Origin of the sequence: Aeromonas sp. 11P (genome assembly GCF_051920165.1) — a bacterium.
Classification (GTDB): domain Bacteria; phylum Pseudomonadota; class Gammaproteobacteria; order Enterobacterales; family Aeromonadaceae; genus Aeromonas; species Aeromonas veronii.
The window spans coordinates 1,173,236-1,195,178 of record NZ_JBQBDJ010000004.1; the positions used below are offsets into that span (position 1 = coordinate 1,173,236).

24 protein-coding genes are annotated in these 21,943 nt (G+C 57.4%); 8 read left to right on the forward strand and 16 right to left on the reverse strand.

Features of this window, described 5'->3' with window-relative positions; genetic code table 11:
* Position 1: 1 nt before the first annotated feature.
* The 11 genes from flgJ to ACTG1P_RS05465 form a co-directional block, all read right to left on the reverse strand.
* Positions 2-1,075, reverse strand: a complete 1,074-nt coding sequence (gene flgJ / locus ACTG1P_RS05415; RefSeq protein ID WP_335843090.1) for a flagellar assembly peptidoglycan hydrolase FlgJ — start codon at positions 1,073-1,075, stop codon at positions 2-4.
* Positions 1,076-1,118: 43 nt separating this feature from the next.
* Positions 1,119-2,216 carry a flagellar basal body P-ring protein FlgI gene (locus tag ACTG1P_RS05420; protein ID WP_005350664.1) on the reverse strand — a complete coding sequence of 366 codons (1,098 nt, stop codon included), beginning with the start codon at positions 2,214-2,216 and terminating at the stop codon, positions 1,119-1,121.
* An 8-nt stretch (positions 2,217-2,224) separates the two neighbouring features.
* Positions 2,225-2,896 (reverse strand): flagellar basal body L-ring protein FlgH, encoded by a 672-nt coding sequence (flgH, locus tag ACTG1P_RS05425; RefSeq protein WP_440002283.1) that lies wholly within the window; start codon positions 2,894-2,896, stop codon positions 2,225-2,227.
* A gap of 14 nt (positions 2,897-2,910) precedes the next feature.
* Entirely contained in the window at positions 2,911-3,699 is a 789-nt protein-coding gene (gene flgG / locus ACTG1P_RS05430) for a flagellar basal-body rod protein FlgG (protein WP_440000694.1), read from the reverse strand.
* 14 nt (positions 3,700-3,713) lie between these two features.
* A complete protein-coding gene (gene flgF / locus ACTG1P_RS05435; RefSeq protein WP_005334159.1) occupies positions 3,714-4,460 on the reverse strand; it encodes a flagellar basal-body rod protein FlgF in 747 nt (248 codons plus the stop codon).
* A 143-nt stretch (positions 4,461-4,603) separates the two neighbouring features.
* Positions 4,604-5,977: a flagellar hook protein FlgE gene (gene flgE / locus ACTG1P_RS05440; protein ID WP_440000695.1), complete on the reverse strand. Its 1,374-nt coding sequence runs from the start codon at positions 5,975-5,977 to the stop codon at positions 4,604-4,606.
* Between the two features lie 10 nt (positions 5,978-5,987).
* Positions 5,988-6,728, reverse strand: a complete 741-nt coding sequence (locus ACTG1P_RS05445; protein WP_069555275.1) for a flagellar hook assembly protein FlgD — start codon at positions 6,726-6,728, stop codon at positions 5,988-5,990.
* Between the two features lie 15 nt (positions 6,729-6,743).
* Positions 6,744-7,163, reverse strand: coding sequence for a flagellar basal body rod protein FlgC (gene flgC, locus ACTG1P_RS05450; protein ID WP_440000696.1), 420 nt, complete (start codon positions 7,161-7,163; stop codon positions 6,744-6,746).
* On the reverse strand, positions 7,163-7,561 hold the full coding sequence (flgB, locus tag ACTG1P_RS05455) for a flagellar basal body rod protein FlgB (RefSeq protein ID WP_005334169.1): 399 nt from the start codon (positions 7,559-7,561) through the stop codon (positions 7,163-7,165). The genes flgC and flgB overlap by 1 nt, the downstream gene beginning before the upstream one ends.
* Positions 7,562-7,856: 295 nt before the next feature.
* A complete protein-coding gene (locus ACTG1P_RS05460) occupies positions 7,857-8,681 on the reverse strand; it encodes a CheR family methyltransferase (RefSeq protein WP_069527135.1) in 825 nt (274 codons plus the stop codon).
* Between the two features lie 17 nt (positions 8,682-8,698).
* A complete protein-coding gene (locus ACTG1P_RS05465) occupies positions 8,699-9,610 on the reverse strand; it encodes a chemotaxis protein CheV (protein ID WP_005334174.1) in 912 nt (303 codons plus the stop codon).
* Between the two features lie 144 nt (positions 9,611-9,754).
* On the opposite strand from ACTG1P_RS05465, the gene flgA reads away from it, so the two are divergent.
* From flgA to ACTG1P_RS05480, 3 genes are all read left to right on the forward strand, one after another.
* Positions 9,755-10,438, forward strand: a complete 684-nt coding sequence (flgA, locus tag ACTG1P_RS05470; protein WP_076492058.1) for a flagellar basal body P-ring formation chaperone FlgA — start codon at positions 9,755-9,757, stop codon at positions 10,436-10,438.
* Between the two features lie 91 nt (positions 10,439-10,529).
* On the forward strand, positions 10,530-10,850 hold the full coding sequence (flgM, locus tag ACTG1P_RS05475) for a flagellar biosynthesis anti-sigma factor FlgM (RefSeq protein ID WP_005334177.1): 321 nt from the start codon (positions 10,530-10,532) through the stop codon (positions 10,848-10,850).
* Positions 10,847-11,263: a flagella synthesis protein FlgN gene (locus tag ACTG1P_RS05480; RefSeq protein WP_040066163.1), complete on the forward strand. Its 417-nt coding sequence runs from the start codon at positions 10,847-10,849 to the stop codon at positions 11,261-11,263. The genes flgM and ACTG1P_RS05480 overlap by 4 nt, the downstream gene beginning before the upstream one ends.
* Before the next feature lie 36 nt (positions 11,264-11,299).
* Here ACTG1P_RS05480 and yfcE read toward each other — a convergent pair whose 3' ends face one another.
* Positions 11,300-11,842, reverse strand: coding sequence for a phosphodiesterase (yfcE, locus tag ACTG1P_RS05485; protein ID WP_227273395.1), 543 nt, complete (start codon positions 11,840-11,842; stop codon positions 11,300-11,302).
* A 10-nt stretch (positions 11,843-11,852) separates the two neighbouring features.
* Positions 11,853-13,490: a peptide ABC transporter substrate-binding protein gene (locus ACTG1P_RS05490; protein WP_440000697.1), complete on the reverse strand. Its 1,638-nt coding sequence runs from the start codon at positions 13,488-13,490 to the stop codon at positions 11,853-11,855.
* Between the two features lie 156 nt (positions 13,491-13,646).
* Between ACTG1P_RS05490 and ACTG1P_RS05495 the strand changes: the two genes are divergently transcribed.
* Positions 13,647-14,546, forward strand: coding sequence for a DMT family transporter (locus ACTG1P_RS05495; protein ID WP_019446127.1), 900 nt, complete (start codon positions 13,647-13,649; stop codon positions 14,544-14,546).
* Positions 14,547-14,565: 19 nt separating this feature from the next.
* Here ACTG1P_RS05495 and rsuA read toward each other — a convergent pair whose 3' ends face one another.
* Positions 14,566-15,258, reverse strand: coding sequence for a 16S rRNA pseudouridine(516) synthase RsuA (gene rsuA, locus ACTG1P_RS05500; RefSeq protein WP_440000698.1), 693 nt, complete (start codon positions 15,256-15,258; stop codon positions 14,566-14,568).
* Between the two features lie 168 nt (positions 15,259-15,426).
* Here rsuA and ACTG1P_RS05505 point away from each other — a divergent pair, with 168 nt between their 5' ends.
* On the forward strand, positions 15,427-16,626 hold the full coding sequence (locus ACTG1P_RS05505; protein WP_440000699.1) for an HD-GYP domain-containing protein: 1,200 nt from the start codon (positions 15,427-15,429) through the stop codon (positions 16,624-16,626).
* A 17-nt stretch (positions 16,627-16,643) separates the two neighbouring features.
* Here the strand turns inward: ACTG1P_RS05505 and ACTG1P_RS05510 are convergent, their stop codons facing one another.
* Together ACTG1P_RS05510 and fsa are read right to left on the reverse strand one after the other, a co-directional pair.
* A complete protein-coding gene (locus ACTG1P_RS05510; RefSeq protein WP_184232293.1) occupies positions 16,644-16,823 on the reverse strand; it encodes a hypothetical protein in 180 nt (59 codons plus the stop codon).
* Positions 16,824-16,953: 130 nt separating this feature from the next.
* Entirely contained in the window at positions 16,954-17,607 is a 654-nt protein-coding gene (gene fsa, locus ACTG1P_RS05515; protein WP_201994331.1) for a fructose-6-phosphate aldolase, read from the reverse strand.
* 128 nt (positions 17,608-17,735) lie between these two features.
* On the opposite strand from fsa, the gene ACTG1P_RS05520 reads away from it, so the two are divergent.
* The 3 genes from ACTG1P_RS05520 (at position 17,736) to ACTG1P_RS05530 (ending at position 21,911) form a co-directional block, all read left to right on the forward strand.
* The gene (locus ACTG1P_RS05520) at positions 17,736-18,632 is read left to right on the forward strand and encodes a glycyl-radical enzyme activating protein (protein WP_440000700.1); all 897 of its coding nucleotides are present in this window, start codon (positions 17,736-17,738) and stop codon (positions 18,630-18,632) included.
* 4 nt (positions 18,633-18,636) lie between these two features.
* Positions 18,637-21,069 (forward strand): formate C-acetyltransferase/glycerol dehydratase family glycyl radical enzyme, encoded by a 2,433-nt coding sequence (locus ACTG1P_RS05525; RefSeq protein ID WP_440000701.1) that lies wholly within the window; start codon positions 18,637-18,639, stop codon positions 21,067-21,069.
* 95 nt (positions 21,070-21,164) lie between these two features.
* Positions 21,165-21,911 (forward strand): DeoR family transcriptional regulator, encoded by a 747-nt coding sequence (locus ACTG1P_RS05530; RefSeq protein ID WP_440000702.1) that lies wholly within the window; start codon positions 21,165-21,167, stop codon positions 21,909-21,911.
* Positions 21,912-21,943 lie beyond the last annotated feature (32 nt).

Below are 21,943 nucleotides of genomic sequence, written 5' to 3' on the forward strand. Positions count from 1 at the left end.
GTTACAGCTCCATCTCGTTGTATTGGGCAATGGCATCACTGCGCAATACCTGTTTCAATTTTCTGGCGTAGTGCGGGTCGGTGGCATAACCCGCCTGTTGCAGCGCCTCGAAGTAGCGATCGGGACTATCCACCTTCGCCAGGGCTCCCTTGTAGCGAGAGCCGGAAGTGAGGAAGTCCACGTAGTCGTTGAAGCTCTCTTCAAACGACTCATAGGAGCGAAATGCCGCTTTCTGGCGGGAGGCAACGCCTTGCTCATACTCGAGCGTGCTGACCACCGCCTTTGGCCCTTCCCAGCGCGGATCGGCCTTGATGCCAAACAGGTTATGGGTCACCTGCCCCTCGCCATCCTTGATCACCCGCTTGCCCCAACCGCTCTCCAGTGCCGCCTGAGCGACCAGTACCGCCGGGCTTAACCCCAACTTGTCGGCCGCTTTCTTGGCCAGCGGCATCAGGCGATTAACGAACTCTTCCGGTGTATCGAACTCTTTGCCCCCACTACCGGTGGCACTGCCCTCTTCGCTGGCCATACGCCCCATGGGCGGAATGCTGCGGTGCGGTCGACGGGGCATAGTGAGTGCGTGACTCTCCTTGACCCCCTCGGTCATCTCTTTTTCAGCAAAATCTTTGCCAACTTTTGATGCCGCGATCAAATCATCGGCAGCCGCCGTGGGTGGCTGATAGGGTTTGTAGGTCCGTTCGGTGCGCTGCGGCATCTTGAGCACCCGTCCATCCTGATGGGTAAAGGTCTCGGGAGAGAGCTGCTTGGCCACCATGTCAGCCAATCCCAGCCCTCCCTTGCTGGACATGTCGGCAACCCGCTGCTCATCCAGCATCCCTTCATAGAACTGGGTATAGCTGCTGTTCATCGGGTTGTCCTGAGTCAACACCCCGTTGGCCTGACGCATGCTCTGAAACAGCATCTGGGTAAAGATTGACTCGAACTGGCGTGACGCACTCTTGAGCGCTTCGGCCTGTCCCTCTTTGCTTTGGCTCATCTGGCGCAGACGATCCAGGTTCTTGATGTCCTGTACCATCCCGAGATTCATGCCGCTGTTGCTGTCAAACTCCGCCATTTTGCTTACCTCATTGCCACCCGTGGCAACCACTTGCCGCTTGTTACAATATGACCAGTTGCCCCTCGATGGCGCCTGCCTGCTGCAACGCCTCAAGGATGGCCATCAAATCACCGGGGGCGACCCCGACCTGATTGACCGCCCGGACCAGATCGTCCAGGGTCGCACCGGTATCAAACTTGAACATCCGCCCCGGCTCCTGCTGGACATTGATGGTCGAGTTGTTGGTCACCGTCGTCTCTCCTCCCGCCAGCGGGTTGGGCTGGGAGACCTGCTGGTTTTCGGCGATGGTCACCGTCAACCCGCCGTGGCTGATGGCCGCCGGTTTGAGCTTGACCTGACTGCCGATCACTATGGTGCCAGTGCGGGAGTTAACGATGATCTTGGCCGCCTCATTGGCCGGATCCACCTCCAGGTTCTCGATGGTGGCGAGATAGGAGACGCGCTGACCCGGATCCCGCGGGGCATAGACCTTGACCGAGGTAGCATCGAGCGCCTGAGCGGTATTGGGCCCTACCAGATCGTTGACCACATCGGCCAGACGGCGCGCCGTAGTAAAGTCGGGTCGGTTAAGATTGAAGGTGATAGTGTCACCCTGACTGAAGGAGTTGGGCACCTCCCGCTCCACGGTCGCACCGTTGGCAATCCGCCCGACAGTCGGGGTATTGATCACTACCTTGGAGCCATCAGCCCCCTCGGCCCCCAGACCACCGACCACCAGACTGCCCTGGGCAACCGCATAGACTCGGCCATCGAGCCCTTTTAGGAAGCTCTGCAGCAGAGTGCCGCCCCGCAGGCTCTTGGCCTCGCCAATGGCAGAGACCGTCACATCGATGGTCTGGCCCGGCTTGGAGAAGGGGGGCAGGTCGGCATGGATCGCCACCGGCGCCACATCCTTGATCTTGGGCTTGATGTTATCCGGCACCTTGATGCCAAAGTTGTTGAGCATGGTGCGGAAGGTCTGCTCGGTGAAGGCGTTGTTCTTCTCGCCAGTGCCGGGCAACCCCACCACCAGACCGTAACCAATCAGCTGGTTGTTACGCACCCCTTCAACCGAGCTGATGTCCTTGATCCGGGCTGCATTGGCCACGCCCAAGGGCAGCAGACAGCAGAGCAGTGTGACAAGACGGAGTGACTTCATAACATCTCCTAGAGCGGCCACCAGGGACCATTGAAAAAGCTGGTAAGCCACCCTTGCTCCTGGCTATTGGCCAGATCGCCGGTACCACCGTAGTAAATGCGGGCATTGGCCACTTTCTGGGACGAAACGCTGTTATCAGACGTCACATCCTCCGGGCGAATAAGGCCGGTGATCCGGATATATTCATTGCCATTATTGAGCATGATCCACTTCTCGCCACGCACCACCAGATTGCCGTTGGGCAGCACCTTGGCCACGCTGACCGAGATATTGCCCTGCAGGCTGTTGCTCTGGTCCGCTTTGGCCTGCCCCTTGAACGCGCTGTTCTGACCAATGGAAGCCGAAAGATCATAGGGACTGGCGGTGACCGGCACGCCACCCAGCTTGACCGGATCCAGATTGAATTTATTGTCCTTGCCACTCTGGGTATTGGCCTTTTTCGAGGCGGAGGTCGACTCCGACAACTCGATGGTGATGATGTCGCCTACCTTGTGCGCCTTGATATCCGAATAGATGCCATTGACCTGATCCGGCTGGAAAATCGCCCCTGTCGGCCGCACCGACACCGGCTCCGACTCCCCGTAGACGGGGGAAAACTCGGGATCATCAGGCTTGGGCGTATTGGGAGTGCTGCTACACCCTCCCAGCACCAACAATCCCAGTATCCATACGGCTTTCATCATGCACCTCCTAATTAGGTACGCTGGATCAGGAAGGACATCATGCCGTCCACGGCGGAGAGCACCTTGGAGTTCATCTCGTAGACCCGCTGAGCCTGAATGAGGTTTACCAGCTCTTCGGTCACGTTGACGTTGGAAGTCTCCAGCATCCCCTGCTTGATCACCCCCAAGCCATCGGCACCGGCAGTCCCCTGAGCGGCAGCACCGCTGGATTGGGTTTCGACAAACATGTTCTCCCCCATAGGCTGCAAGCCGCTGGCGTTGACAAAGTCGGAGATGTTGATCTGACCGACGACCTGAGAAGCGCCATCGCCTTTGAGCTGCACCGAGACCTGGCCATCTTCACCCACAGTGACGCTCTGGGTGTTTTCCGGGATCTGGATTTCCGGCTGCAGCGGGTAACCATTACCCGGAGTCACTATGGTCCCCTCATCGTTGAGCGTGAACTGACCGTTTCGGGTATAGGCTGCACTGCCATCAGGCAGCTGAATTTCAAAATAACCACGACCACTGATCATCAGATCCAGCGAGTTGTCGGTGGTTTGTACGTTACCCTGGCTGTGGTTTTTCTGGGTCGCCACCACCTTGGCACCCGCCCCCAGCATCAAGCCGGAGGGAAGCTCGGTATCGGCAGAGGAGCGGCCACCGGGCTGATTGATGTTTTGATAAAGCAGATCTTCAAAGATGGCCCGTGACTTTTTGAAGCCCACGGTGCTGGCGTTCGCCAGGTTGTTCGAGGTGACCGAAATATTGGTCTGCTGTGCATCCAACCCGGTCTTGCTGATCCAGAGTGCGGGATTCATAGGTAACTCCTTGATTAGCTGATTCGCAGCAGTTGGGTTTGAGCTTCATCATTCTCTTCGGCCGTCTTCATGATTTTGACCTGGGTTTCGAACTGGCGTTGCAGCCGGATCAGGTTGGTCATCTCATCCACCACATTGACGTTGCTCCCCTCAAGGGAGCCGGCAATCAGACCGACATTGGCAGAGGCGGGTTCATTCTGGCCATCCTTGCGGCGAAACAGACCATCTTGCCCCTTCTCCACCGCATCGGCGGCCGGGTTGACCAGCTTGATCCGCTGAAAATCTTCCGGCAAGTTGGCGGCCGCCCCCTCCGGACGACCGCTGATGGTGCCATCCCGATTGATCTCGAGTTTCTCCATCGGCATCGGCAACACGATTGGCTGACCGCCGTCATCCACCACATTCAGGCCTGTCGAGGTCTGCAAGTTGCCGGTCGCATTGACCTGCAAATTCCCCATGCGGGTATAGGCCTCGCCGCCCTTGGGATCCTGCACGGCAATCCAGCCTGGGCCATCCACCGCCACGTCCAGATCCCGTCCGGTGGTCATCAGCATGCCATGCTGCAGGTTCTGGCCTGGGCGCTCAGCCATGGCAAACACACGGCTTGGCAAGCCCTCTCCGAACGCCTGCATGCTTCTGGCCTGCTCGAAATCGGACTTGAAGCCGGTGGTATTGGCATTGGCGAGGTTGTTGCCCCGAACAGCCAGGCTGTTCATGGTCTCTTTGGCCCCGGACATGGCGATATAAAGCAGGTGATCCATGGAATTCTCCGTCAAACAGATGACTCTGACAGGAGAAATGCAATTAGAGTGCCAACAGCAGAAATATGGGGGGTAAGGAGGATGGGAATGCGACAGAAACAGAGAGGGGGCCAAGCCCCCTCTCATTATCGTTTATTGCGCGATTAACGGATCTGCAAGATGGTCTGCTGCAGCGAACTGTTGACCTCCAGAGAACGGGAGTTGGCCTGGAAGTTACGCTGGGCAGTGATCAGGTCCACCAGCTCCGAGGTCAAATCCACGTTGGACTGCTCCAGCGCCGATGATTTGATGGTCCCGAAAGTGCCCGAGTTCGGCGTCCCCGGCAAGGCATCGCCAGAGAGCAGGGACTGTCGCCAGGAGGTATCGCCAACCTGAGTCAATCCTTGTGAGTTGGCAAATTTTGCCATGGCCACCATGGCAACCTTGAGTGTGGTGGCATTGCTATAGGTAGCAGAGACAATCCCGTCTGGCGTGATTTCCACCTTGGTCAAACGGCCAACAGTAGAGCCATCCTGAGTCAACTTGTTGACTTCAAATGGAGAAGAATACTGAGTCACAGTGCCGAGTTGAATCTCAACTTCCTGAGTTGGATCAGCACCGTTGGTGATAATGCCAGCACCTGCCGGGGGAGCTGCGCCCAATTGCTCTGTCTTGATAGTTGCTGGTGTTGTTGGCGTCACCATCTTGCCATCTGCACCAAAGGTGATGCGTGCGGCAAGCGGTGGAACAGGAGTCACACCAGCCGCCATAGTTGTTGGAACCCCCCCAGCAACATCAATGGGTTTATCCCCCTCATACATGTACATACGCCAAGCGGTAGGGTTGGCAGGCTTTGTCACATCAGCTGGGTCAGCTTCCTTGACAAAATATTGTGTGATCACATGAGGAGAACCCAATGAATCATAAATAGTGACAGATGTAGATGAGGCATAGCTTTTAGGATTATTGATCGGATCAAAAATGGAGGCGTCTGCAGCAGTGTTACCTGCAGCCAACGGGGTTGAATCAGACTTCAGATTGAAGCTGGCTTCAATCTTGGTTGTTTGCTTCGGCTCCCCAGCCCGATCAGGGATCTGGATAGGCTTGGTTGCGTTTATGCTCACCGCTTTTGGCGTTCCATCAACGTTCACCTCATAGCCTTGCAGATAATGGCCCTGATTGTTGACCATATAACTGTTTTCATTGAGCTTGAAGGCACCGGCACGAGTATAGGTGCGATCCAGGTTGGTCAGGCCATCGGAGGTCACAAAGAAGCCATTCCCCTGAATCGCCAAGTCCAGCGCGTTATTGGTAAATTGCAGCGCCCCCTGATGGAACTGCTGGGCAACCGCGCCAGTCGCCACACCATTACCGACCTGGGTCTTGGCGTTGACAAAGATGGAGTTGGCGTAAACATCCGCAAACTCGGCTCGGGACTCTTTAAAGCCCATGGTATTAACGTTGGCAATGTTGTTGGCGGTGACGTTCAAGTCTTTTTGTGCCGCGTTGACACCGCTCAAGGCATTGTTAAATGACATATCCAGCTCCTTAGATCGATGCTGTCGACGTGGTTGTTGACTGAGTTGTTGGTTTGTTCTGATTAGATCCTGAAATTTGCAGGATACTGTTAAGCGTTGTAGTGCCTAGACCTCTAAGATTGAGTTGAGTCGGGCTGGTTCCGTTCCCCAGGACTACACTATCAACCTTGCCATAGGTCAGGGCCGAGATGCTCTCCGACTTTCCATCCATGGTGCCGTTAGCTTTAATCACGTATTTTCCAGGCTTGGCCGGATTGCCACTCTTGTCTTTACCATCCCAAGCAAATTCAACATTGCCGCGCAAATCACCTTCCAGAGGAAACTCCTTGATCACCTGGCCCTTTTCATCTTCCACCGTGATTTTCACATTCGAATACTTGTTCTCGACACCGACAGCTACTACCCCGGAGATGGACCCCTCTTTCTCCAAATAACCGATATTGCTAGGGAGCAGCACATTTTGTCCGACCAGTGCGGAGGCTTGCAGCGCCTGACTAGATGTCATCAGAGTATTAAGATTGCCCATCTGGGTGGACAAGCTGTTGATCCCCTCCGAGGTCGACATGGATGTCATCTGGGAGAGCATCTGGGCGTTATCAACAGGCTTGAAAGGATCCTGATACGACAGCTGCATGGTCAGCAGCTTCAGAAAAGAAGCTTGATCCAGCTCTTTCTTCGGCGTTGTAGTGGTGCCTGTCGTCTGGGTCGTGGTACGGCTGATGCCGTTCACATTATTGGTTGTATCGACCATGCTGCATCCCTCCTATCAGGACTTGCCAAGCTGGAGCGTCTGCTGCAGCATCTTCTTGGCCGAATCTGCAACCTGTACGTTGGTCTGGTAGCTGCGCGAGGCGTTGATCATGTCGGCCATCTCTTCAACCATGTTGACGTTTGGTTTGAAGATAAAACCGTCTTTGTCCGCCATCGGGTGGTTGGGGTTGTACTCCTTGAGCAGTGGCGCCTTGCTCTCGACAATCCCCTTCACCTCAACCCCGACTGACCCCTGCTTGTCAGACATCGCCTGATCGAGCTGGGCGGCAAAGACTGGCCGCCTGGCGTGGTAAGTATTTTCCACACTGGAGCTGATGCTGTCCGCGTTGGCCATGTTGCTGGCAACCGTGTTAAGGCGCACTGACTGCGCGCTCATAGCCGAGCCTGCTATGTCAAAGACCTTGAACAAACTCATCACTGCTCTCCTTTCAGGGCCTTTAGCAGGCCACTGATCTTGCTATTCATAAATTCAAGGGAGGTTTGATACTCGAGGCTATTACGCAGAAATTCGCTGCGCTCCTGCTGTACATCGACCGTATTGCCGTCACCGGTATCCGGTTGCAGCGGGTTGCGATATTGCACGGTACCCGGAGCGTCCATATTCAAGGCAAAGTGCTTTTCGCTGGTCGTTGCCAAACCAAAACCCTGATGCGACTGGGCCTCCTGCAATGCCTGAGCAAAATTGATATCCCTGGCTTTAAAGCCCGGGGTATCTGCGTTAGCAATATTGCTGGAAAGCACCTCAGCACGCTTGGCGCGAACGCTTATGGTGTGTTGATGCACACCGAATGCCTTGTCAAATGAAAGAGCCATAGCACACCTCCTGCTTGGTTTATTTTGTTTGCAAGAGGTGTGCCATAAGCAAATAACTAAGATCGATGGTTTGGGTATGAGCACATTTCAGACCGAAAACGGCAGGAGCATCTCGCGCATTGAGTCAGACGGCATCATTTGGCAACCTTAAGGCTTCAACCACTTTTGCAGTGGCGAGATATGGTAGGTAAATAGAAAGACTGAGCTGTAGATAAAGAAAGAGGGAAGCTCGTAGCTTCCCTCTTTGCATGAACTGGCAATATTCGGCAGACCCCGAATATCAAGGCCATCAGGCCTATTTGACCTTGTAGACAATCCCCGGATTGCAGCGGATCATCTCAAACCGATCGGTCAACCCGGCCAGTGACTCCGACGCGCCCAGCATCAGATACCCACCGGGGTTGAGACTGGCAGCAAACTGGTTGAGGATCTTCGACTTCACTTCCGGCGCAAAATAGATGAGCACGTTACGGCAAAAGATAATGTCAAACTTGCCGAGCAAACTATAACTCTCCAACAAGTTGAGTGGCCGGAAGGTGGTCAATTTTCTGACTCGCTCAGCGACCCGCATCTTGTTTTCACCGTAAGGCTCAAAAAACATCTTCTTGCGCTCCGGTGACAAACCGCGTGCCAGAGCAAGGCTATCGTAAACGCCTTCCTTACACTGATTGAGCATGGTCGTCGAAATATCCGTCCCGACAATTTGCACGCCACCAGGCAAGGTACCCGGCTTTTTCATCTGCTGCTCCAGTGCCGTCATTGCAATGGAATAGGGCTCCTGGCCTGACGAGGATGCGGCTGACCAGATCTTGATGGGGCGGCCACTTTTCCCCAGCTCGGGGAAAATCTTGTCGGTAAGAAGCTGAAACGGATAGGTATCACGAAACCAGAGGGTCTCGTTGGTTGTCATGGCATCCACCACGGCCATTTTCAGGTCACGCTCTCGCACACTCATTGCACGGGTAACCAGATCAGACAGACTCTCGATGCCAAACTGAGCCATCAAAGGTGAAAGACGGCTCTTCACCAGATACTGTTTGTTATCCCCCAGCACAATTCCGCTCTGTACCGCCAGAAAGTTGCTGAACTGTTTGTATAAGTCGTCCGAAAGTGTCTTCATGCAGCTGTTCTTCTTTATTAGAGTGCGTTTTGTACGGCCTTGGCCAATTCATCAGGCTGGAACTTGGCGATAAAATTGTTCGCACCAACTTTCTGCACCATTGCCTGGTTGAATACTCCACTGAGCGAGGTATGCAGAATAACATGCAAATCCTTGAGATTGGGATTATTCCGGATCTCGGCAGTGAAGGTATAGCCATCCATTTCCGGCATTTCGATATCCGAAATAACCAGCGCAACCTGATCCTTGATAGGACCATTTTTGGTCATTTCCAGCAGCATGTTCAATGCTTCGCGACCATCTTTAGCCAACACGCACTCGACACCGATAGCCTCAAGCGCACGTTGTACCTGTTTGCGTGCCACTGAGGAGTCATCCGCAACAAGAACAGGACGCCCCAGAGTCGGGTGGTCGACACTGGCCTGAACCAACTCCTCACTCACATCCGTTGCAACCGGAGAAATTTCGTTCAATATCCGCTCAACATCAAGAATTTCGACCAACTCGCCGTCGACTTCAGTCACGGCTGTCATGTAGTTGATGCGACCCGCACCTTTGGGCGGAGGCAGGATGGATTCCCAGTTCATATTGATGATGCGCTCGACCGAATGCACCAGAAATCCCTGAATAGAACGGTTGTACTCGGAGATGATAATGAAGCATTTGCTCAGATCATCAATCGGGCGTTTACCAACCGCCATGCTGAGGTCGATGACCGAGATAGTCTGGCCACGAATATGTGCGACCCCGCGGATGCAGGAGTTCAATTTGGGCATCACGGTCAAGGGGGGACACTGCAACACTTCACGCACTTTGAATACGTTGATGCCAAATCTTTGACGTCCATTGAGACGAAACAACAACAACTCCAGCCGGTTTTGCCCCACTAGCTGGGTACGTTGGTTGACCGAGTCCAGGATACTGGCCATAAACACTCCCTAAAAACGCTTGGCATTAATCATGCATGCGTGATGGATTGCGTCAGACTATCGATGTGACAACGAACAGATTCTGAAGCAATCATAGTTAAATATGGTGATATGCGTGAACAACTTATCGACCAACGAGCGAAAATGATTAACCGACTTTTACTCATCAGCCTCTTTTTTGGCAGCATATCTTCCAGCTACGCCTCGGACGTCACTACTTATCTGCAAGAAAAGGCACAAGAGTTCGTTTACAGCCAGCTGGATATTCCGTTGGATGCCAGAGCCGAGGTCACTTCAGCCACGCTGGATAAACGGCTCCCACTGACCCGCTGCGAAGATCTGCTCACTATCAGCTTACCAGCAAAAATGGAAATTCGCCGTAATACAACAGTTTACCTTAAATGTGAGGAAGAGAGGCCCTGGGACGTCTATCTCCCGGTGCGGGTCAGCATTCAAAAGCCCTATGTCACTGTGACCAACCCCATCGCCAAGGGGGACCTGCTGAGTGAAAGCCAGCTGGTGTTGGCCTATCAGGATCAGACCCTGATCCGCGGCGACTACCTGACTGACACAGCCCCTCTTGTCGGAGTACGCAGCAAGCGGGAGCTAAAACCTGGGCAACCCATCCGTTTGAGCCAGGTTTGTGTCGTGTGCAAAGGGGATCAGGTCACCCTGACGGCAGAAAACAGCAACTTCCAGATCAAAACCATGGCCCGAGCCTTGCAAGATGGCAGCTTCGGAGAGATCATCAAACTCGTCAATATTCGCTCCGGCAAAACCGTTGAGGGTAAAGTCAGTGCGGTAGGTGCCGTATCGGTCACTTTTTAAATCCGGATCCTTGACAACTTTTTTCTAAAGTTTTGATCTGTCGCACCGATAAACAGGTAAGCAAACCTTAAAGCAGACGAAGGTAACTAAAATGGCCATCAACAATATCAACAATTTGGCGAATAATCGGTTGCAAAATACCGCTAATAGCCAGGGGACAGGCAGCAAGTCAGTCACCTCATCGCCCGAAAACAAAGCGGCTACTGTCAAGCTGGACTCCGTCTCCTTGACCAGTGAGGCGCAACAATTGCAAAAGATGCAACAAAACCTCAATACCGCCTCGACCGGCAATGAGAGCAAGGTCGAACGGCTGAAAAAAGCCGTCGCGAGTGGCGAATATCAGGTTAACAGCGACGCTGTGGCCAAGAAGATGTTCAGTTTCGAGGCCAATCTGGACAAAGTTCTGGGATGATGGATTTACCTTCGTTACTGCACACCCAAGATGATTACCTCAGCCAGATGCAAGGCATTCTGGAAGAGGAGTTCAGCTTGCTCGAACAACATCAGGCACTGGCCCTGCCCGCACTGACCGAGCGCAAACAGCAGTTGCTTGCTGCGATAGAAACTCTGGACAAGACACTGGCAGAAATGCCGGAACTGGCACTGCAGCTGGCAGCCTATCCCGATGAGATGGCGCAACTTCGTGCAAAACTGGATGCTTGCCAGGCACAAAATGATATCAACGGTCGCTTGCTTGAATTGAGCATCGTATCAAACCGTCGTCTGGCAACCTTTCTGAGTCAGCTGCGCGATCGCAACAGCCTGACCTATGACGCCAAGGGCAACACTCGCTCTGGCACCCGCTCCTACGGTATCAAGGCCTGACATCTCTTATCAGGCCTTGCATTTTTGCTGTTCGTTTTAAAGCACCAGTCGCAACAACTCTCGCCCGTCCTCACACGCATTGACGCGCAGTACCCCGTCCTCATAGCACCCGTAACTGGCCGGCAGCTCACCGCGCGGGAAACAGATTGACCCCGGGTTCATCAAGATCCGTTCTCCCTGCCACTCCAGCACTGGTACATGGGTGTGACCGCTCAGGAACAGACTGCCTGGCGGGAGCTGAACCTCGTCTGATCGATAAAGATGGCCGTGGCTAACAAACCAGCGCCGCTCGTCGATCAGCAACTGGTTGTAGGGGGCGGTGATGGGAAAGCGCAACAGCATCTGATCTACTTCGGAATCACAATTGCCCCGCACCGCGATGATTTGCGGAGCCAACTCGTTGAGCCGATCGGCCACGGCGGCCGGGTTATACCCTTCCGGCAGAGGATTGCGCGGGCCATGGTTGAGCAGATCGCCGAGCAGCAGATAGTGATCCGGCTGCCAGGGCTCAAGTTGGGTCAGCACCCGCTCCAGCGCAATGATGCTGCCGTGGATGTCGGAAATGATGGCAAGTTTCATGAAATGCTCCTCACTGCGGGCTGAAATAGAGATCCTTGGTGGCAATCGTCCCTTTCAAATTCTGGCTGGGCAGTCCCCGCAGGGTGGGATCGACCAGTCTCATCTGATTGTAATGATACACGGGGAGGATCGGCGCCTCCTCAAGCAGCAACTGTTCGGCATGCCGGTAGAGTTCAACCTGGCTCGCGCTGTCCAGCGTATTGGCAGCCTGCTCCAGCAACAGATCAAAGTCGGGATTGCAGTAGCCGCTCTCGTTGCGCAGATCCTGACAACGGAAGCTGCCCAGCATGGCAGACGGCTCCACGTAATCGCCAAACAGGAAGCTTCTGGCCACCTGAAAATCACCGCTATCCTTGGCCACCTGATAGGCACCCCACTCCAGACTGTTGAGGGTGACCTGTACCCCCAGCTTCTGCCACATGGCAGCAATGGCCATCGCCATCTGCTTGTGGGTTTCTGCGCTGTTGTAGGTAATGCTCAGCTTGAGTGGATTGGCACTGTTATACCCGGCCGCTGACAGCAGGGCTGTCGCTTTGGCCTGGCGGGTCGGCATATCTTCAAGCGCCACAGGCAATATCACCCGGGGGTAACCCGGCATCTCCGGCAACAGCGACCATGCCGCCTGTTCATCCTGCCCGCTCACCGATTCAATGAGCAACTGTCGATCAACCGCCATGGAGAGCGCCTGACGCACCCGCACATCCTGCAGTTCGGGGCGCTTCAAATTGAACGCATAGAGATAGGTGCCAAACAGCGGCAAGCCCCAGAGCCGCTCCGGAGATTCGCGCTTCATCTTCTGGTAATAACCGAGGGAGACCTTGTTGGTGAGCTGGATTTCACCAGCCTCATAGCGCAGCCGTTCGGCATGTTGCGAGGTGATAGGCAGATAGGTGACCCGTCCGATACGGGTGTGAAGGTCATCCCAGTAGTGGATATTGCGCTCGGCTTCGATCTGCTCGTTCGGCGTCCAGCTTGCCAGCCGATAAGCACCATTGCTCACCAGCTTGCCGGGCTCGGTCCACTGCTTGCCAAACCGGGCTATCGCCTTCTGGTTGACTGGCACAAAGGGGCGCTGACTGATGAGCTGCAGGAAATAGGGAGCCGGCCGTTCCAGGGTGATTTTCAGGATCTGATCGCTTTGCGCTTCAATGCCCAGATTGCCGAGCTCCAGCGCACCGGCATAGATGGATTGCGCATTGTTGATCCCCGTGGCCAGCAGCAATCCGGCAGAAGGGGAGTTGATGGCCGGATCGAGCAGACGGCGCCATGCATAGACGAAATCAGCGGCCACCAGCGGCTCGCCATTGGACCATTTCAGTTGGGGTCGCAGGAAGAATCGCCACTCCAGCCCATCGTCACTCACCTCCCAGCGCTGGGCCTGAGCAGGAACGATATGCCCCTGACCATCTTCGCTGACCAGCCCTTCAAACAGATCGACCAGCACGGCCTCCCCCGGAAAACCGGAGCGCACCAGCGCAGGATCCAGCGACTCCGGCTCGGCACCGTTGCCCTTGACCAGGGTTTGCCGATCTGCAAGCTGAGGCTGCTGCTCAACGGTGGTTGCATGGGCCAGGGGCCCAGCCAGCACGGCAAGCAATAGCGGGGAGAGCCAGCGTTGCGCCAGCTTGGGGAAAAAACCATACCTCATGACAAAACCTCGAATAACACCACTGCAGGAGGGGAAGGCCGACGGCGCGCCTGATGAATGCCTGATGCCGCTCTTGTTATCCCCGAAAACGCCCCGTATTGTATCGGGCTTGCCTGGGAGATGGAGTCTTTCGGGTTAATTTTTTCAGGAGTTTTTATGGGTTATGAGTGGCTGGCCCTCGCGTCGGCCAGTTTATGGGCAGTTGCAGCGCTAATTTCGGTCAAACCGGCCCGTCATCTCGGCGCATTTGCCTACAGCCGCTGGCGCATGTTTCTGGTCAGCCTGATGCTCGGCACCATGAGTCTGCTCACCGGTGGCTGGCAAACCCTCACCGCAAGCGCCCTGCCCCTGCTCGCCATCTCGGGGCTGGTCGGCATCTTCGTGGGCGATACGGCGCTGTTTGCCTGCATGAACCGGCTGGGGCCAAGACGCAGTGCCCTGCTCTTCTCCTGCCATGCGCTGTTTTCCGCCCTGCTTGGGCTCTGGCTCTTTAATGAACAGCTGACAGGCTGGCGACTGCTGGGGGCCATGCTGGTCTTTGCCGGCGTAATGCTGGCGATCCTGTTTGGCAGACGCAGTAGCAGCAACGAGTGGGAGCAGATCCGTGGCAATCTGGCGCTGGGAATTGGCCTTGGCCTGACGGCGGCACTGTGTCAGAGCGTGGGAGCCATCATCGCCAAGCCGGTGATGATGAGTGGTGAGGTGGATGCGGTGAGTGCATCGGGTATCCGGATGGGCAGTGCCCTGCTGGCCCATTGCGTCCTTCGGCTTGGGCGCTTGCCGCTGGCCATGCCGCTCAAACCGGTCAATCGCCATATCCTCGCCATGATTGCCACCAACGGTTTTCTGGCGATGGGGCTGGGGATGACGCTGATTCTGATGGCGCTGCGGCAGGGCGAGGTGGGCATGGTGGCCATTCTCTCCTCTACCACGCCGGTACTGCTGCTGCCGCTGTTGTGGTGGCACTCGGGGGAGCGGCCATCCATTGCCGCCTGGGCGGGGGCACTGATTGCCACCTTGGGCACCGCGCTAGTGCTGGGTTTCAGCACTCACTGACACCCGGCAACATCCCAGATCAGAACAGGGCAATCTCCTCAGCGGTCAGCTCGCGGTATTCACCGGGTGCCAGCTCGTCATCCAGCGTCAGACCGCCCACCCGCTCGCGATGCAAGCCAACGACCTTGTTGCCGATGGAGGCAAACATCCGCTTGACCTGATGGTACTTGCCTTCGTGAATGGTCAGTCGGGCCTCGCACTCGCCGAGAATTTCCAGCTGGGCAGGACGGGTTTTATCGGTCTCGTTACGCAGGTAGACCCCTTCGGCGAACAGCGCGATCGCATCCGAGCTCACCGGATCGGCCAGCCAGACGTGATAGGTCTTGGCACACTCGTGACGCGGCGAAGTGATGCGGTGGGACCACTGACCGTCATCGGTCACCAGCACCAGCCCCGTGGTATCGAGGTCGAGGCGCCCCACTACATGCAGCTTGCCCATCGCCGGTTCATCCATCAAGAAGAAGACTGTCGGGTGATCCGGATCCTCGTTGGAGCAGACATACCCTTCCGGCTTGTGCAGCATGAAATAGCGGTTGCGCTGCTCCAGCGTCAGCAGCACGCCGTCAAACTCGATCTGGCTCTGCTCATTGATATGAAAGGCGGGCTGCTTGACCACAATGCCATCCACCATGACCTCGCCCTGACGGATCAGTTTGCCTGCCAGCGAGCGGGTCAAATCGGAACAATCGCACAGAAATTTATCAAGCCGCATTCACAACCTCGGAGTCCAACAAGTAAAGGGGCGTCATTATATCGGGCGGGGGCGACAACGCCACTGTTAAGGGGTTGCCAATTATGACGAACTGGTCATCCGATGTTACACTTCTCCGGAGTGACCCACCCGAACGATACTCATAATAATAAGAGTCAGGAAGCATTCATGAAGTCTCAAGCATCCTATCCCGTCATTCCCGTCAACCAGCTGAAACCCGGCATGTATGTCATTGCTATCGCCAGCCAGACAGGTGGGATGGAGATCGCCCAAATGGGCATGGTGACCAGCGTGGCGCAAATTGCCAATCTGGTGCGCCAGGGGGTACTCACGGTACGCATCGATCTGGCCCGCAGCAAGCTGGGCAGTGCCGAAAGTGACGCCGTTACCTCCCCCGACCTCAATGCCAACAGCGCCCAGGTAGGGCGCCGTGCCAGTGCCAACGGCGAAGGACGGGAGCTTAAAATCCGCCGCCTCTATCAGGAAGCGCGCGAGCTGCAAGGCAAGTTCATTCGCCACCTCAAAGCGGGTGAGCCCATCGACATCACTCCGCTGGCCGAAGTAGCCGAAGAGATGGTCGACACCATGTTCACCCACGGCGATGCCATGCTCTGTCTGGCCCGTATTCGCGCCAAGGATGCCTACCTGATGGAGCACTCCATGAACGTGGCCATTCTGCTGGCCAACTTCGGTCGCTATCTGGGACTGGAGCGCAGCGTGCTCAAGGAGCTGACCCTGGGTGGCCTGCTGCACGACGTGGGCAAGATCATGACCCCGGACGAGGTGCTCCACAAACCGGGCAAGCTGACCGATGAGGAGTTCGCCATCATGCGTCAGCATGTGGTGCACAGTTACGAGATCCTCAGCAATACCCCGGGCATCACCCCCACCATGCTGGAGGTGGCCGCCAACCACCACGAGCGGCTCGATGGCTCCGGCTACCCGCAGCGACTCAAGGGGGAGCAGCTCTCTCTCTATACCCGGATGAGCGGCATCGTCGATGTCTATGATGCCATCACCGCGGATCGGGTCTACAAAGCAGGTATGCAGCCGACCCAGGCCTTCCGCATTCTGCTCAAGGGGATCAATCAGCACTTCGATGCTGAACTGGTCACCAAGTTCATCAAGTGCATGGGAGTCTATCCGGTGGGAACCCTGGTACAGCTCTCAAACCAGCGCCTGGCTATCGTGATGCAGCGCAACGAGCAGCAGCCGCTCAAGCCGGTAGTCAAGGTGATCTATCACGCCACCCAGCGTCACTACCTCGAGGTACAGTGGCTGGATCTGGCCAAGTCAGGGGTGCAGGAGAGCATCGAAAACACGGTCGACCCCAAAGAGTTTGGCATCAACCTCGCCAACTTCTTCTAATCCCTCACCTCGGATCTTCATGATTGGCGCTGGCTGTCGAGCCAGTGCCGGATCAGAAACTCCTCATCCAGCGGCGAGAGATCAAAACGCAGGCTGGCCTCTTCAATGGCGGCGATATCGTGCAGGTGGTGCTCGCTGAGCCAAAGTACCGCACGACGCAAATCTTCACCATGGGGGAGTAGCAGATGGTCGCTCATGGGATACCTCCGTTAGACTGCAAGACGGCCAGCGAATGTAGCCACCTGTTTCAAGTCTAGTCGGTCAATCCCATCACCCGCGCTTCTTCACCCTCCCCCCTCAATCACGGCAATCAGCTTGCCACCGGGATCAGCGACCGAAAGCGCGCTGCCAATCCTGATCAAACTTCACCAGCGCCGCATCCACCGCCGGCACGTTCAGCAGCTGCTCCGCCACATCGAGCGGCAAGGTAATCGATTGGCAACCGGCCAGCAGGCAGTCGAGCGCTTGGCGCGGGGTACGGAATGACGCCGCCAGCACCTTGCTGTTCGGTGCGTGCAGCTCAAGCAGCTGTTGCAGCTCCTGCACGGTGGCGATGCCGTCGCCGCCCTGAGCATCCAACCGGTTAACGTAGGGCGCGACATATTCCGCCCCCGCCACCGCCGCCAGCCAGCCCTGCAGCGGGGTATAGACAGCGGTGCCCAGCGTCGGCACACCGTTGGCAGTCAGGCTCTTGATGGCAGCCAGCCCCTCTGCGCACACCGGGATCTTGATCACCAGATCCGGGTCCAGTTCACGCAGGGCAAATGCCTCGCGCACCATCTCGGTTTCGGTTTTGGCCATCACCTGGGCAAACAGGCGCGCCTTGGGGCCCAGCACGTCGCGCAGGGCGGGCAGCAGCTCACAGAGCGGCAATCCCCCGGCGGCGGTAATGGAAGGATTGGTGGTGACACCGGCCAACGGCAGGATCCGTGACCAGCGACGCACTGCCGCCACATCGGCGGTATCGAGATACAGCTCCATCTCTAACTCCTTAACGGGATGTTCAATATGTCGCCATTCTAGCGATAAAACATCTGCAAATAGCTTGATCGAAATCAAATCAACTTTCGAATGAAAGCAAATAGAATGCAAATACAAAAGGAGGCGGTATGATTTTCGACCTGCAACGATATTCAACTCACGATGGCCCCGGCATTCGCACCCTGGTGTTTCTCAAGGGGTGCTCGCTGGCCTGTCGCTGGTGTCAAAACCCGGAAAGCCGCTCTCCCAAGCCGGACATACTACTCGACCGGCGCCAGTGCATCGAGGGATGCCAGCTCTGCAGCCAGACCTGTCCGGCAATCTTGCGTGACAGCGAGGGCATCCAGCTCAGCCGTTCTGACCTCAAGGCCGATGATATGGAACGGCTGCGCGGCCTCTGCCCCAGCGAAGCCCTGCAGGTGTGCGGTCGGGAGGAGAGCCTGGACACCCTGATGGACACAATACTGCGGGATCGCCCCTTCTTCGAGCGCAGCGGCGGTGGCGTCACCCTCTCCGGTGGCGAGCCTTTTATGCAGCCCGGCTTTGCCGCCACTTTGCTGGCCCGCTGCAAGGCAGAAGGGCTGCACACAGCGGTCGAGAGCTGCCTGCATGTGCCCTGGCACCAGATTGAGCAAAGCCTCCCCTCACTGGATCTGGTGCTGGCGGATCTCAAACACGTGGATAAAGAACGTTTCTTCCACTGGACCCGCGGCAAGGTGGAGCTGCCCATCACGAACCTCAAGCGCCTCGCCGAGCACGGCGTGCCGATGCAGATCCGGGTGCCGCTCATTCCCGGCTTCAATGCCGACCGCGCATCGATCAGCGCCATCACCGACACCGCCGCCAGCCTCGGCACGGTGCAGGAGATCCATTTCCTCCCCTATCACACCCTGGGGATGGGCAAATATGCCCTGCTGGATCTGCCCTATCAGGCACCGGAGACACCGCTCGACGACCCCGATTTACTCCACTTTGCCCATGCATACGCCCAACGTCAGGGGCTGACCCCTGTGACCAGAGGATAAGATCATGACCCAGCTCGACCTCAATACCCTCAGCCCGCGGATCCGCGCCCACAAAGAGAGCCTGATCCACATCGTTCAGCCGCCGGTCTGCACCGAGCGTGCCCGCCACTACACCGAAGCTTATCAGGCTCACCTCGCCCGGCCGCTGCCGGTGCGCCGCGCTCTTGCGCTGGCTCATCACCTCAAGGAGCGCACCATCTGGATCAAACACGACGAGCTTATCGTCGGCAATCAGGCCAGTCAGGTACGGGCGGCGCCGCTGTTTCCCGAATACACGGTGAGCTGGATTGAGAAGGAGATCGACGAGCTGGCCGACCGTCCCGGTGCCGGTTTTGCAGTCAGCGAAACCGACAAGGAGATCATCCACGCCCTCACCCCCTTCTGGCGCGGCCAGACGGTGCAGGATCGCTGCTTCGGCCTCTTTACCGACGAGCAGAAAGCGCTGCTGGAGAGCGGCATCATCAAGGCCGAGGGCAACATGACCTCGGGGGATGCCCACCTCGCGGTCAACTATGAGGGGCTGCTCACGCTGGGTCTCGATGGCTTCAAGGCCAAGGTGGCCGAGCGGCGCAGTCGGCTGGATTTGGCGGATTGGGCCGACCTGCAGCGCGAGCAGTTCTTGCACGCCGTCGCCATCACTCTGGAGGCAGTCAGCGATCACATCGCGCGCTACGCCGCGCTGGCCCGCGACATGGCCGCGCAAGAGCCGCGCCCGGAGCGCCAAAGCGAACTTGAGACCATCGCACTCAACTGTGCCCACATCGCCCACCAGCACCCCGAAACCTTCTGGCAGGCACTGCAGCTTTGCTACTTTATCCAGCTCATTCTGCAGATCGAATCCAACGGCCACTCGGTGTCGTTTGGCCGGATGGATCAATACCTCTACCCCTGGTATCGCCGCGAGGTGGAATTGTCGGAATCCCTGCCTCGGACGCGCGCCATCGAGCTGCTGCAAGGGTGCTGGCTCAAGTTGCTGGAGGTGAACAAGATCCGCTCCGGCACCCACTCCAAGGCCTCCGCCGGCAGCCCGCTCTATCAAAACGTCACCATCGGCGGCCAGAACTGGCGGGATGGCACTGCCCATGACGCCGTCAACGGCCTCTCCTACGCCATTCTGGAGTCCTGCGGCCAATTGCGCTCGACCCAGCCGAACCTCTCGGTGCGCTACCACGCCGGGATGAGCGAGGACTTCCTCGACGCCTGCATTCAGGTGATCCGCTGCGGCTTTGGCATGCCCGCCTTCAACAACGACGAGGTGGTGATCCCCGAGTTCATCAAGCTCGGGGTAAGCGTGGAGGATGCCCACCACTACGCCGCCATCGGCTGCATCGAGACCGCCGTGCCCGGCAAATGGGGCTACCGCTGCACCGGCATGAGCTTTATCAACTTCGCCCGCATTCTGCTGGCGGCGCTGGATGGTGGCCGCGATGCCACCACCGGCAAAATCTTCCTGCCCCAACCCCAGTCGCTGCGAGACGGGAGCTTTGGCAACTTTGACGAGGTGATGGCCCGCTGGGATGAGCAGGTGCGCTACTTCACTCGCAAATCCATCGAGATCGACTGCGTGGTCGACAGCGTGCTGGAGGCTCAAGCCCATGACATCCTCTGCAGCACGATGGTGGATGACTGCATCGAACGCGGCAAGACCATCAAGGAGGGGGGCGCCGTCTATGACTGGGTCTCCGGTCTGCAGGTGGGAATTGCCAACCTCGGCAACAGTCTGGCGGCCCTGAAGAAACTGGTGTTCGAGCAGGGGATTGTGGATCAGCAAGAGCTGGCCGAAGCACTCGAGCAAGATTTTGCCGGACTAGCGGGGGAGCAGCTGCGCCAGCGCCTCACCAACGCCGCCCCCAAATATGGCAACGATCTGGACGAGGTTGACCTGCTGCTGGTGCAGGCCTACCAGAGCTACATCGACGAGCTCAAGGGGTTGCACAACACCCGCTTCGGCCGTGGCCCCATCGGCGGCACCTACTATGCTGGCACCTCCTCCATCTCCGCCAACGTGCCGTTCGGTGCCGCCACCATGGCCACCCCGGATGGTCGCCATGCCCGCACGCCGCTGGCGGAAGGGGCCAGCCCGTCGTCGGGTTCGGATCGTCTCGGCCCCACGGCGGTGTTCAACTCCATCGGCAAGCTGCCCACGGCGGCCATCCTCGGCGGGGTGCTGCTCAACCAGAAGCTGAGTCCGGCGAGCCTTGAGAACGAGCGGGACAAGGCCAAGCTGATGAGCCTGCTGCGCACCTTCTTCGAGGTGCACAAGGGGTGGCACGTGCAGTACAACATCGTCTCGCGGGAAACCCTGCTGGCAGCCAAGGCCCATCCGGATCAATACCGGGATCTGGTGGTGCGGGTAGCGGGCTATTCGGCCTTCTTCACAGCCTTATCCCCGGATGCGCAAGATGATATCATCGCCCGCACCGAGCACAGTCTCTGACGGGGCGCTCCCCATGGCGCCAGTGACGTCATATGATTGGCAAGCCACCCCACGGGTGGCTTGCCGCTATCCACCACCTTGCATGTGAGCGCACCATGAATCCACGCCACCAACTGATCCTCACTCTGGTCCATCAGGCTCGCAAGATGAGCGTGAGTGACCTCTCCCGACACACAGGCGTGTCTGAGGTAACGGTGCGCAACGACCTCACCGCGCTGGAGAAACAGGGACTGCTCAGACGGGTACACGGCTCGGCCATGGCGCTGGAGACCGATGACCCGGATGCCCGGATGAATATCAACTATCTGCTCAAGGAGCGCCTCGCCGAGCGGGCCGCCCAGCTGGTGGAAGATGGCGAGACGGTCTTTATCGAAGGGGGCAGCGCCAACGCCATGCTGGCGCGCCATCTGGCCCTGCACAAACGGGTCACCATCATCACCATCAGCAGCTATATCGCCCATCTGCTCAAAGACACCCAGGCTCAGGTGGTGCTGCTCGGCGGGCTTTTCCAGCATCAGAGCGAGAGCGTGGTGGGGCCGCTCACTCGCCTCTGCATCGAGCAGGTGCACTTCTCCAAGGCCTTTATCGGGGTCGACGGTTTTCATCCCGAGATGGGTTTTACCGGCCGCGACATGATGCGGGCCGACGTGGTCAACAGCGTGCTGGCCAAGGGGATGACCAATGTGGTGATCACCGACAGCAGCAAATTTGGCGCCATCCACCCGAGCCAACTTGGCGCGCCGGGCCAGATCAACGTGCTGGTTACCGACGATGCCCTGCCCGCCCCCATGCGGGCAGCCATCGCGGCCAAGGGGATCGCCCTGCACTGCGTTGCGGCCTGATCTTGCCACTAGGCCCCGCCACCGGCCCCCTC